General features: G+C 41.1%; 13 protein-coding genes. 9 read left to right on the forward strand and 4 right to left on the reverse strand.

Annotated features, from left to right (window positions below):
* The 4 genes from ftsY to rpmB all read right to left on the reverse strand — a co-directional run bounded on the left by ftsY (position 1) and on the right by rpmB (position 1,778).
* Positions 1-951 (reverse strand): signal recognition particle-docking protein FtsY, encoded by a 951-nt coding sequence (ftsY, locus tag HFD85_RS08015; protein WP_167607431.1) that lies wholly within the window; start codon positions 949-951, stop codon positions 1-3.
* Between the two features lie 228 nt (positions 952-1,179).
* The gene (locus tag HFD85_RS08020) at positions 1,180-1,332 is read right to left on the reverse strand and encodes a DUF4295 domain-containing protein (RefSeq protein ID WP_167607434.1); all 153 of its coding nucleotides are present in this window, start codon (positions 1,330-1,332) and stop codon (positions 1,180-1,182) included.
* 9 nt (positions 1,333-1,341) lie between these two features.
* Entirely contained in the window at positions 1,342-1,524 is a 183-nt protein-coding gene (rpmG, locus tag HFD85_RS08025; protein ID WP_167607437.1) for a 50S ribosomal protein L33, read from the reverse strand.
* Between the two features lie 11 nt (positions 1,525-1,535).
* Positions 1,536-1,778, reverse strand: a complete 243-nt coding sequence (gene rpmB, locus HFD85_RS08030) for a 50S ribosomal protein L28 (protein WP_167607440.1) — start codon at positions 1,776-1,778, stop codon at positions 1,536-1,538.
* Positions 1,779-1,975: 197 nt separating this feature from the next.
* Here rpmB and HFD85_RS08035 point away from each other — a divergent pair, with 197 nt between their 5' ends.
* From HFD85_RS08035 to HFD85_RS08075, 9 genes are all read left to right on the forward strand, one after another.
* Positions 1,976-3,412 (forward strand): MBOAT family O-acyltransferase, encoded by a 1,437-nt coding sequence (locus HFD85_RS08035; protein WP_167607444.1) that lies wholly within the window; start codon positions 1,976-1,978, stop codon positions 3,410-3,412.
* Between the two features lie 3 nt (positions 3,413-3,415).
* A complete protein-coding gene (locus tag HFD85_RS08040) occupies positions 3,416-4,378 on the forward strand; it encodes a hypothetical protein (RefSeq protein ID WP_167607447.1) in 963 nt (320 codons plus the stop codon).
* A gap of 302 nt (positions 4,379-4,680) precedes the next feature.
* Positions 4,681-5,334, forward strand: a complete 654-nt coding sequence (locus HFD85_RS08045) for a peroxiredoxin (protein WP_167607450.1) — start codon at positions 4,681-4,683, stop codon at positions 5,332-5,334.
* 197 nt (positions 5,335-5,531) lie between these two features.
* Complete coding sequence (locus HFD85_RS08050) at positions 5,532-6,068, forward strand: UpxY family transcription antiterminator (RefSeq protein ID WP_167607453.1); 537 nt, start codon at positions 5,532-5,534, stop codon at positions 6,066-6,068.
* A gap of 118 nt (positions 6,069-6,186) precedes the next feature.
* Positions 6,187-7,035, forward strand: a complete 849-nt coding sequence (locus HFD85_RS08055) for a hypothetical protein (RefSeq protein WP_167607456.1) — start codon at positions 6,187-6,189, stop codon at positions 7,033-7,035.
* Positions 7,036-7,303: 268 nt separating this feature from the next.
* On the forward strand, positions 7,304-7,831 hold the full coding sequence (locus tag HFD85_RS08060) for a helix-turn-helix domain-containing protein (RefSeq protein WP_167607459.1): 528 nt from the start codon (positions 7,304-7,306) through the stop codon (positions 7,829-7,831).
* Positions 7,832-7,855: 24 nt separating this feature from the next.
* Positions 7,856-8,257 carry a BT0820 family HAD-type phosphatase gene (locus tag HFD85_RS08065; RefSeq protein WP_167607462.1) on the forward strand — a complete coding sequence of 134 codons (402 nt, stop codon included), beginning with the start codon at positions 7,856-7,858 and terminating at the stop codon, positions 8,255-8,257.
* A 139-nt stretch (positions 8,258-8,396) separates the two neighbouring features.
* Positions 8,397-9,101 (forward strand): polysaccharide biosynthesis/export family protein, encoded by a 705-nt coding sequence (locus HFD85_RS08070; protein WP_167607465.1) that lies wholly within the window; start codon positions 8,397-8,399, stop codon positions 9,099-9,101.
* 78 nt (positions 9,102-9,179) lie between these two features.
* Positions 9,180-11,534 carry a GumC family protein gene (locus HFD85_RS08075; RefSeq protein ID WP_167607469.1) on the forward strand — a complete coding sequence of 785 codons (2,355 nt, stop codon included), beginning with the start codon at positions 9,180-9,182 and terminating at the stop codon, positions 11,532-11,534.
* The last annotated feature ends 540 nt before the right edge of the window (positions 11,535-12,074 follow it).

The raw sequence follows: 12,074 nt of genomic DNA on the forward strand, positions 1-12,074 counted from the left end.
CTAGGAGAATAGCGAGTCAACAAACTCACGACGACGGAAAACCTGAAGATGTTCCAGCTTTTCGCCAATCCCGATGTATTTTACCGGAATCTTAAATTGATCAGAAATACCGATCACAACGCCGCCTTTGGCAGTTCCGTCGAGTTTGGTAAGTGCCAAAGCCGTTACTTCGGTTGCTTTCGTGAATTGTTTGGCCTGTTCGAATGCATTTTGTCCGGTTGAACCATCAAGTACAAGCAATACTTCGTGCGGTGCATTCGGCACCAGTTTTTGCATCACCTTTTTAATTTTCGAAAGCTCGTTCATGAGGCCAATTTTGTTGTGCAAACGACCTGCTGTATCAATGATCACCACATCTGCTTTATTTGCAATTGCCGAAGCCAGTGTGTCATACGCAACCGAAGCGGGATCGGAACCCATTTTTTGTTTTACGATCGGCACATCAACGCGTTGCGCCCATATTTCGAGCTGTTCGATGGCTGCAGCTCTAAACGTATCGGCAGCACCAAGAACAACGGATTTACCCGCCTGTTTGAAGTTATAAGCTAATTTACCGATGGTAGTCGTTTTTCCAACACCGTTTACGCCAACCACCATAATAACATAAGGACCTTCGGTTTCAGGCAGGTCAAAATCCGATTCGTCATCAGAATTATTTTCCTCGAGCAAAGCGGCAATTTCTTCCTTTAAAATACCATTGAGTTCGCTGATGCCCATGTATTTGTCGCGCGATACACGTTCTTCTATACGCTCGATGATCTTCAATGTAGTATCAACACCCACATCCGAAGTAATCAGCACTTCTTCAAGGTTATCAAGGACTTCTTCATCAACCTTCGATTTACCAACAACCGCGCGGCTCAGTTTCTTAAATACGCTTTCCTTGGTTTTCGAAAGTCCCTCGTCGAGGCTTTCCTTCTTCTTTTTATTCCAACTACCGAATAAGGCCATAGTTATTTGATTTACGGGCTAAAATAATACATTTATTTTGAATGGTGCCAACGATGCAATTGCGAGGTCTTTATTTGTTAATACCAAACATTCGACTCGTACAAAACACCTACTTTCACACGAGCTTAACTACTGCAATTTTAGCTAATTCTATTTCGGCGTTCAACAGTAGGAACAAAAAAAGCTTTCATAAAAATGAAAGCTTTCCCTGTTATACAGTATCTCTTCTTATTTGCTAAAATAAGCTTTAACGTCGTCGTTTGGTACAATTTCTTCTTTAAAAGTGTACGCTCCGGATTTTTCTGATTTTACCATTTTAATTACTTTGGAAAAACCTTTACCGGCACCTTTTTGTAATGTTGCTACTGCCTTCTTTGCCATGTCTTACACTTATTTAATTTCTTTATGAACTGTAACCTTCTTCAGGATCGGATTGTATTTTTTCAACTCCATACGATCCGGAGAATTTTTTCTGTTCTTGGTGGTAATGTACCGTGAAGTTCCCGGCATACCACTATCCTTATGCTCTGTGCATTCCAGGATTACCTGTACTCTGTTTCCTTTTTTAGCCATCTCTCAGATCTTTAAATATTATCAACCAAACCTTTTTCTTTTGCTTCGGCTAATGCGGATTTCAATCCTTTTTTATTGATGGTACGCATGCCTGCAGCAGAAACTGTTAACTGTACCCAACGATCTTCGCCAGGCATGTAAAATTTCTTTTTGAAGAGATTCACGTCAAAACGTCTTTTCGTTCTTCTTTTAGAGTGCGAAACATTGTTCCCCACCATTGCTCTCTTCCCGGTAATTTGACAAACTCGTGACATTTTATTATAATTTCTTGATGTTCAACCTAACACGTTATTCAAAACGGAGTGCAAAGAAAATACTTTTTTGGAAAATAATCAAACAGTTAGCGCAATTTTTGCAAAAACAATTAACATTGTTTTGTTAACTATTTTTATCGGGATTAAAAATTGTTGCTCGAAATAGTTTTAATTTCAGCTGCAAAGATAAAATAATAATGCTTTTTAACACCAGTATCTTTTTTGTTTTCCTTCTGATCACATTTGTATTCTACTGGTTTTCTGCCAAATACAACAATAAAATCAGCAAATTTATCTTACTTACAGCCAGTTATATTTTTTATGGTTGGTGGGACTGGCGGTTTCTAATTTTGATTGTAATTAGCTCCCTCACCGATTATGTTATTGGTAAATATCTTTTTCGAAGCCCCAAAAAATCTACCCGAAAATTGTTATTAGCTGCCAGTCTGCTGGTTAACATCGGCATTCTTTTCTTTTTTAAATACTTCAATTTCTTTATTGATTCTTTTCAGGCCGTAAGCGGCATCGATATCAACAAAAGCTGGAGTACCTTAACTATTATTCTCCCGGTAGGTATTAGTTTTTATACCTTTCAAACACTCAGTTATACCATCGACATTTACCGAAACAGAATTACCCCTACCCGTTCGCTACTTACCTTTTTCACTTTTGTAGCATTTTTTCCGCAATTGGTTGCCGGCCCCATCGAACGAGCCGGGCGCCTGATCCCGCAATTTGAAAAACGCGCTTCCTTCACATACAAACAGGCGACTTCAGGTTTAAAACTGATGTTGTGGGGCTTTTTCAAGAAAATGGTAATTGCCGATCAACTGGCAAAAATTGTAAATGCTGTTTATGCACAACCCGATCAGTTTGGCAGTTGGGGAATTATTTTTGCCACCCTTCTGTTTGGCTATCAGATCTATTGCGACTTTTCAGGCTATTCCGACATTGCCATCGGTACTGCCCGCTTATTTGGAATTGAGTTAATGACCAACTTTAAAACGCCCTACCTGGCCACTTCGTTTCGAGAATTCTGGCACCGCTGGCACATCTCGCTTTCTACCTGGTTTCGCGATTACGTTTATATTCCTCTTGGTGGAAACCGTGGCAGTTCACTCTTTTGGATGCGCAACATCTTTATCACTTTTGTGGTTTCGGGACTCTGGCATGGTGCTAACATTACTTTCTTGATCTGGGGGGCATTACACGGACTTTTTCTGATTATTGAACATTTTATATCGAAGGGCATCAAAATAAACAGGAAGCTAAAATCACGTTTAGGATGGATAATCACTTTTTTGCTGGTCAACTTGAGCTGGATATTTTTCAGGGCCGAATCGTGGCAACACATTAAAAAACTGGCTATCGGGATTACGATTAATCATCAGTCTGGCAATTTCGCATCGCTTTTAATAAAAGAAGGCCATTTTTCGAATGCAGGCAGGATGTTGCTGCTCATATTTCCTGTCTTTATTCTTATTGAATTCCTGATGAAGGAAAAATCCTTCGACGAATTCCTTTCTGGCTTTTCAAGACCACTTCAGTGGGGAATTTTCTACTTAATAATTGTAGTAATCTTATTTTTTGGCGTACTGAATGCAGCGCCTCAGTTTATTTACTTTCAATTTTAACCGGTGAAAAATTTTATCAAAAATAGCCTTCTCTTTTCGCTGCCCTTTCTCGCAGGAATTATTGTCTTATTTGTACTTCCGCAGGATAAATATTTCGCCTATCACTTTATAAGAGGCGAATGCGACAACAAAGCCGATTGGATGTACCATCGCATTTTTGAAGATTCGCGATCGGTCGATGTTGTGTTTTCCGGGGCGTCGCATACTGGCAGCGCAATTATGGATCAGTTGATTTCGGAAGAGCTCAGTTTAAAAGCCGGCCAAAAAATCGAGGCGGTTAATTACGGTTATTGCCGTGGCGGTCGCGACATTCAGTATGTTATGTTGAAAGACCTGTTTGAACAGAAACACCCGAGAATTCTGGTAATTGATGTTGCTGAGGATGAGCCTAAAAAAAGCCATCCTGTTTTTCCATATTTGGCAGAATGCAAAGACCTGTTTGGTTCTTTCGTACTATTTAACCAGCGTTATTTCACTGCTATTTGGAAAGGAATAACGGTAAGATTTGAATCGCTTCGGAATAAAATTACCGGCGGAAATCCTGTCACTTCAGAAAATCAATACCGGGATTTTGGATATCGACCGTCGTCGCATTTAGTCGATGAAGCAGCTATAAAAGAAAACGCTGCAACCTGGCACCGCCGTTTAAGTTCCCCAAGACCTCAGATTCTCCGAAACATAGAAATGAATTATTCCTTACATTATCTTCAAAAAATTGCCAGGCTGGCACAGGAAAATCAATGTACCTTGCTTTTTGTTTATTTACCGGAATCAGGTTCCAACCTGAAAGAGCCATTATTGGAAAGCTATTACGAAATCCTTGCACCCGTAATCATCTTGCCCGAATCTATAATCCACGAACGAACCAACTGGAAGGATGCCACACACTTCAACGATTCCGGGGCGAGGGCTGCATCCCGGTTTGTTGTTCCCTTTTTGGAAGACGCATTGAAACAGATACCTTAAATAAATCATTTGTTCATTAAAAGAATTCGACAATACCGAATAATTAGTAAAGCATTTTAGACTCGGCCTACTGAAGCTAACTTTTGACTCTGAGGAAACAAATCTGTAGAAGGCACACTAAAACAGCCTCTTCAACAACAAAATGCATTCATGTTTTGCTACAATTGGTTGTGAATACTCCCCGATAGATTTTGCCAAATAAACATCGAAAAATACAATCATAAAAGCATTTAATTCAGTCGGTTTAATGAGTCGATTGTCGTAATTTTGGGAAACGATAAAATTTAATAAAAACAAAAATCATGGAAGAACAGAAAGTTACACAAATGCCACGCATTGGCGATATGGCACCTGATTTTAAAGCAAACACAACACATGGTCCACTTCAATTTTCAGAATACATTAAAGACAGCTGGACTATTTTATTTTCTCACCCGGCTGATTTCACCCCGGTTTGTACTACAGAAATGAGCGGATTTGCTGTCCGCGGCGACGAGTTTCGTGCTTTGGGCACCAAATTGATCGGTTTAAGTATCGACAGTATCCATGCACACGTAGCCTGGGTAAACAACGTTAAAAAGAACACCGGCGTTTTGTTCGATTTCCCGATCATTGCCGATATCGACATGAAGGTTGCTCAGTTGTACGGGATGTTACAGCCTAATGAAAGCGAAACAGCAGCCGTTCGTGCGGTATTCTTTATCGACCTGACCGGAAAAATCCGACTGATCATGTACTACCCGCTGAACGTAGGACGTAACATGGACGAAATTCTACGTGTCCTGAAAGCTCTTCAGATATCTGACAAATACAGTGTTGCCTTACCATTGGACTGGACGCCCGGACAAAAAGTGATCGTTCCTCCGCCAAAAACTGTGGCTGATATGGAAGAACGCGAAAAAAGCGATTATGAAATGGTCGATTTCTACCTGGCCAAAAAGGACCTGGACGTTTAATTCATATCTGGATTTAATATAAATAATAAAAAAGGCTGTTCGTTTTTGAACAGCCTTTTTTATTGATAATCAGCACCCATCTCTTCAAAGACACCCTTTTGAACCAAATAATACTACCTCAAGCTGCATAATACACTATTTAATATTAATCATAAATCGTTTTTTTTGTAGTGCATTTTACAAACCGAATATTCAACATGCACACAGCAAAAAAAACCGCAAAGCACTGGTATGTTATTTACACGCGATCAAGGACTGAAAAAAGAGTACAATCCGAACTTGAAATTAAAGGGATTGAATGCTTCCTACCCTTACAGAAAAAACAAAGGCAATGGAAAGACCGAAAAAAATGGATTGAAACTCCGCTTCTTCCAGGTTACTGTTTTGTAAATGTCGACCGCATAGATTACGATCGTGTGTTACAAACCAACAACGTGGTTTGTTACATTACATTTGAAGGCAAAGCCGCTGTTGTTCGCGACGACCAGATCGAAAGCCTAAGAGTATTACTGGATCAAAATGACTTTGAAATTGATATTACTCCCGAAACTTTTGAACTTGGAAAAAAGGTTGAAATAATACAAGGCCCTCTGATAGGATTGAAAGGAGAATTGTGTGAAGTAAGGGGGAAAAATAAATTTCTGCTTCGGATTGAACAGATCGATAAATCCATTTTAGCAGAAGTTCCTTGCGAATGTCTGAGTACAGTACACGAACAATCCATTTTGGTTTAATACAAAGCCAGTGCTTTACAGAAACTATTATTATGCCAGCAATCAACTTAGTAATACATCTTTAAAAGCTATTTTCGAATTGGGTAATGCTAAATAAGTTTGAAAAAAGTGGTAATAATTGAAAAAAGATGTTGTTTTGTACTCCATGAACCGTTTTACATCTGACCTTGTGAAAAGAGCATTTTTTGTTTTGTTAGTGACTCTGACGCTTAGCACTGTTCATGCTCAAAACCCGTCTTCCGGTGTTATATTCGGGATTAAGGCAGGTACTTCAAAAATGCTGAGTGAGGTTAGTTCCGACTTTTCTCAAAGCTATAAGGAATTTGATCAAAGTGCAGGTCTGGCAATTGATCTGGAGCTTTCAAAATTATTGTTCAATCACTTTGAAATAGGAACTTCGGTCGATTTCACTAATCTCCACGGGACACTTGATGATCCTTCTCAATCGCTTAACCGGTACAGGATTCAGGGAGACTACTTTCTACGGGACCTTGAAAAACCCGTGGAATATAAAAACCGCCTGGTAGGGCAAAAGTTTTTTGTTGGTTACTATTTCCGATCATTCAGCAACATTACAGAAACACTCAGCCCGGAACCCTTTTTACGTCTCGGAGCCGGATACATTTCTTACGGAGTGGAATTGTACCAGAACGGAACTTCCGTTTATGGAAAAGGGACAGAAGATTATTCAGACATTCCAATGTCTTCGACTTTGTTTTTTGCCACCGCCGGCGTCAAAAGTTATGTATCACCTCATGTTTTTCTAAACCTGACATACACTTTCAATTATACCAATTACGACTACCTGGATGCAGTTTTCAACTTTAACAGCGCCGGGGAACGACTGGGACTAAATGGAATATATTCTGAAATAAAAATAGGCTTATTTTATCAATCCACCGGCAGGGGCAAAAGAAAAGGATCGGCCGGGAGCGGCCTGGGTCCCAACCTGCCATTCTCCCGCTAAACAACTAACTATAAGCACGTTTAAACGGAGTCCTGAAAAATCACAGTACACAGCATCCTTAATTCAAGGTTAACAAATTCTGTTTTTATTAAAATCCCCGACTTTTTGAATGGACTTTATCGACAATGAGTATATTTGCTACTCAAATTTAAAAAGCACTCATACATTTTCAATGTAACTGAGGAAGCGAAGCCGTCTAAACACTCCACACTTTTCTACCCAAAAACATAACAATTTCCGAAGAATCCATTTTTTTTTTAAATCAGTTATGCTCCAATCGCTCATAACCAGTAAAACGCGTATAAAGCTTTTACTCAAATTTTTCCTGAATAAAGATACCAGGAGTTATCTGCGCAACCTTGAATCAGAATTCGGTGAATCTTCCAATGCCATTCGATTGGAGTTAAACCGTCTCGAATCAGCCGGATTGTTGAACACCGAGCTTGCAGGCAACAAAAAGTATTTTAAGGCCAACACGTCTCATCCCTTTTATGCCGACATTCATAACATATTGAAAAAAAACATTGGCATCGATCACATCATAAACAAAATTATTAACTGTATTGGTGATTTGAACGAAGCCTATCTTGTCGGGGACCTTGCCGTTGGCAAAGATTCGGAGTTAATCGACCTGTTGCTTGTTGGCGATCACATTAACCGCACATGTGTTTCGCAACTTATCGAGAATGTGGAACAAGATATAGAGCGAAAAATCCGCTACCTCGTCCTGAGCAAAGAAGAAAGCGCAAGTTATCTTCAATCGAACGGCTCGCTGCTGATCTGGAGAGCAGAATAATTATCGTTGAAAAGAATTACTACTTTGAAAAAAACATTAACCATTGCCGTTGATTTCGACGGCACCATTGTAGAACACAAATATCCGGCACTGGGAAAAGAACTTCCCTTTGCCACACATACACTCATCGCCTTACAGAAGAAAGGCCATCGCCTGATCCTGTGGACCTACCGGACCGGCAAAGAACTGGAAGAAGCTGTAAATTTTTGTCAGGAAAAGGGGCTTACCTTTTATGCAGTAAACAAAAATTACCCTGAAGAAAAGATTGATAAAGATATGCGACGAAAGATCCTTGCCGACCTGTACATCGACGATCGGAATTTCGGTGGTATACCGCCGTGGAACGAAATTTACCAAAGCCTTCACCCTGAAGATGCCACCGACAACTCCGGCTCATCAACAAAAAGGAAATGGTGGAAAATTTAGTGATATCTGCAACCAATCCAATAAATCACAAAATATTAATCGCATGAAAAAGCCCAAAAAAAATCAATTTTACGCTTTATTGCTCATAGCTGTGAGTTTAAGTCTATTTTCCTGCCGAAGCAGTAAGGAACTCATTTACATGAAGGATGTACAAAACAACCAGATGATCAAGGCCCTGGCGGACAGTATCACCGAATACATCATTGAACCGGGAGACATCCTGTATGTGAGCATCAAATCGATGAACGCCGAAGTAAATGCCTTGTTCAATCCGGAATCAAATATGGAAAACAATAGTGGTAATTCATTCCAGCGCTTTACAACACCCCAGGGCGCTTATCTTTACGGTTACGAAGTGGATGATAAAGGAAACCTCACACTTCCCATTTTAGGCGATATCCCGGTCGCGGGTCATCCCAATTCGTCGATCGAGCAAATCGTTCAGAAATATGCCGATGAGTACCTGAAAGAAGCGATTGTTAAAGTGAAACTATTGAACTATAAAGTCACGATAACCGGTGAAGTAAAGAATCCGGGGGTTTATTACAATTACAACAACAATTTTACAGTGCTCGAGGCTCTTGCCATGGCCAACGGAAATACCGATTATGCCAACATTACCAATATTATGGTCATCAGACCGCAACCCAACGGGCAAAAAGCCATGATCCTTGACCTGTCTTCGTCAGACTCGTGGCTCAAGGAAGGCTTTTACCTCCATCCCAACGATTATATCTTTGTTGAACCCGATAATCATAAAAACTTCCAGCTAAATGCACAGGCATATTCCATGATCATTTCATCAGCCAGTTTGCTGCTGGCCGTAATCGGCTTACTAAAATAGACAGGAACAGATCGTTATAAACAACTACAAGAATCAGGTTTGCAGGGAGCTGACACTTCCTTCCCAAAAAATATTACTATGACCAACAACAATTACAATCAGCAGTTAATTGCCGGACAAAACGACGAAATAGACATCAAACGTCTCCTTTTTCTTTTGGTGCGAAGATGGTACTGGCTGGCCATTGGATTGATCCTTGGCGTTGCCGGAGCCTATTTCTATGTAAAATATACACCGGCTAAGTACCTGGTCGACACCAGTCTGCTGGTCACTAACGAGAGCAAAGGCCTCGACATTGAGAACATGTTCATGGAAAACATGATGGGAGCTTCTTCCAAAGTAAGCCTCCAGAACGAAGTCGAATTCCTGCGTTCCTATACCCTCAACCACCAGGCGGTAGACAACCTCAACTGGCAAAGTTTCTGGCAGAAAAAGAACCTGGTTGTTTGGGAAGGAATCTACCTGGATGAACCTTTTATCATTAACAAAAATAATAATGCTATAAATCCTGCGGGACTAAACATGGAAATTATCCCGGTCTCGGCTACTGAATATCACATTGAGGCCGATGGAGAAGTCAGGATAAACAACAAACTCACTAAAATTGTTTTCAGCGAAACAGCCCGGTACGGCCAACCTTTTATTAACGACTATTTTAATTTTACCCTGACTCCCAAGGAAGATGCAAACGAAATGGTAAATCAAAGTTATCGTTTCGCCTTTATTGATAAAAGTAAACTCACAGCTTCATACATCAAAAAGGTAAAAACCGATTACGGGAAAGACAGTGAAGTAATCAAGTTGTCGGTGGAAAGTATTGAGCCATTGCGCGACATTCACTACCTCAATGAACTGGTGCGTGTTTACCTCGAGCTAAAACTCGACCTGCAGACACAGACCCAAAAACGCTCGCTCGAGTTTATCGACTCACAACTGTCGGGTATTTCAAACGACCTGAGCGAAGCGGAAAGTACATTTACCGAGTTTCGTTCGAAAAACCAGATCATCGACCTGAGCAGCCAGGGAAGCCTGATCATGGAACAGCTCAAGGATATCGAGCAGGAAAAATCGCAGTTGCAAATGCAGCTCGACTATTTTAAGAACCTGCAACGTTACCTGGGCAACATCCAGGCTGCCGACCAGTTGGTTGCGCCATCCGTTGTGGGCATTACCGATGCCACACTGAATTCACTGGTACTAAAACTCAGCGAACTTTACAGCCGCCGGAAGGTACTGTCCTTCAGCGCCCGCGAGAACAATCCTTCACTTATACTATTGAATCAGGAGATCGGACAGGTAAACGAACAGTTGCGGGAGATGCTGGTTAACCTTATCGACAATACCGAGTTATCCGTGCGCACGCTGAATCAACGCTACAACCGTATCAACAATCAGCTGAACAATATGCCGGAACAGGAACAACAGCTGATTAACATCCAGCGGCAATATGAGCTGACCAACGAAATTTACACCTTCCTTCTGCAACGCAGGGCCGAACTGGAGATCTCACTGGCTGCTGCTGTTGTGGACATCCAGATCATCGATCCGGCACAGATTGAAAGGCTTATTCCTCTCAATAAAAGCACGATACTTATTCTTATGATCGGAGCTTTTCTCGGACTTCTTTTCCCGGGAATTGTGATTCTGCTTGCCGATTTCTTTAACAACAAAATACACCTCCAGGAAGATGTGGTAAAACTGACTCCACTTACCATTCTCGGAAACGTATTGCACAGCAACAGGAAAAACGAACGCGTGGTTATCGATGATCCATCTTCGCCGATCGCCGAATCGTACCGTAACATACGTACCAATTTGCACTTTAAATTCACCACCGAATCAGAAAAAGTAATCGGAATACATTCAGTAATGCCGGGCGAAGGTAAGACCTTTAATGCGACTAACATTGCCACCATCATGGCGCTGAACGACAAAAAAACAGTACTGATCGGTGCCGACATGCGCAAACCCAGGATACATAAAGTCTTCGAAATTCCAAATACTACAGGATTGAGCAATTACCTGGCCGGGCAGGCAAAAATAGAAGAAATTATTTTCGAGACCGATGTAGAGAATCTCTCGCTGATACCTGCCGGTCCGATACCGCCAAATCCGGCAGAACTTATCGAACGCAAAGCTTTTAAACGGCTTCTCGAGGAATTAAAGAAAACGTTCGACTACATTATCATTGATAATGCACCTGTATCGATGGTGACCGACGGACTGGTGACCAGTAAAGAGTCTGATATCAACCTCTTTGTATTGCGTTATGGAGTGAGCAAAAAAGATCAGCTGCGCTTTATTAATGAAATAGCCGAAAGAGGGATAATGAACAAGCCTACCATAATAATCAACGATGTAAAACTGAGTCAACTCGGCCTCGGTTACTCCTACGCTTACAAATACGCTTACGGAAAAGGATACAGGGAATAACACCACAAACCGGGCATTGCTGAAGCTTATATTTTTAGCTTTGCCCGCCAGGTTTGAACGATTTATATGAGCAAAACCCCAATAACAGATATTGCGCTAAAAGCTGCTAGTTACAAGCTTTGAGCAATGGTCTCTGAGCTAAAAGTCAGTGAATACCGAATAAAGATTAACGATTTGGGATTACAACATTGTCTACAAACAATTTCCCCTCCTATTTTAGGAGGGGTGGTCCCGATCCGTCAGCTGACGGACGGGGCCGGGGTGGTAATACAAGCTTCGAGCCAGAAGCTTTGGGCCGTGAGCCAAAGAAGATGTCAAAAACAATAAAAAAAGATTCCGTCGCTCTCCCTCCGTCGACTGACGGATCCCTCGGAATGACAAGCAGAAAAAATATTTAAGCGGCATCACTAATATCAAATTAAAACAATAAAATCATTACGCCGCTATATAAGGCATCAGCAAACACAGAGAACGAAGCTCTGAGTTATGAGTAGTAAGCATCAAGTATCGAGTCCCTCAATTACTCAGTCACTCATTCCC

It is taken from the genome of Maribellus sediminis (assembly GCF_011799805.1).
In the GTDB taxonomy this organism is placed as follows: domain Bacteria; phylum Bacteroidota; class Bacteroidia; order Bacteroidales; family Prolixibacteraceae; genus Draconibacterium; species Draconibacterium sediminis_A.

Bases quoted from the DNA above. Each gene is read 5' to 3' on its own strand.
- rpmB (WP_167607440.1), bottom strand. From the start codon at position 1,778: ATGTCACGAGTTTGTCAAATTACCGGGAAGAGAGCAATGGTGGGGAAC.
- ftsY (WP_167607431.1), bottom strand. From the start codon at position 951: ATGGCCTTATTCGGTAGTTGGAATAAAAAGAAGAAGGAAAGCCTCGAC.
- rpmG (WP_167607437.1), bottom strand. From the start codon at position 1,524: ATGGCTAAAAAAGGAAACAGAGTACAGGTAATCCTGGAATGCACAGAG.
- HFD85_RS08050 (WP_167607453.1), top strand. From the start codon at position 5,532: ATGCACACAGCAAAAAAAACCGCAAAGCACTGGTATGTTATTTACACG.
- HFD85_RS08045 (WP_167607450.1), top strand. From the start codon at position 4,681: ATGGAAGAACAGAAAGTTACACAAATGCCACGCATTGGCGATATGGCA.
- HFD85_RS08020 (WP_167607434.1), bottom strand. From the start codon at position 1,332: ATGGCAAAGAAGGCAGTAGCAACATTACAAAAAGGTGCCGGTAAAGGT.
- HFD85_RS08070 (WP_167607465.1), top strand. From the start codon at position 8,397: ATGAAGGATGTACAAAACAACCAGATGATCAAGGCCCTGGCGGACAGT.
- HFD85_RS08035 (WP_167607444.1), top strand. From the start codon at position 1,976: ATGCTTTTTAACACCAGTATCTTTTTTGTTTTCCTTCTGATCACATTT.
- HFD85_RS08060 (WP_167607459.1), top strand. From the start codon at position 7,304: ATGCTCCAATCGCTCATAACCAGTAAAACGCGTATAAAGCTTTTACTC.
- HFD85_RS08075 (WP_167607469.1), top strand. From the start codon at position 9,180: ATGACCAACAACAATTACAATCAGCAGTTAATTGCCGGACAAAACGAC.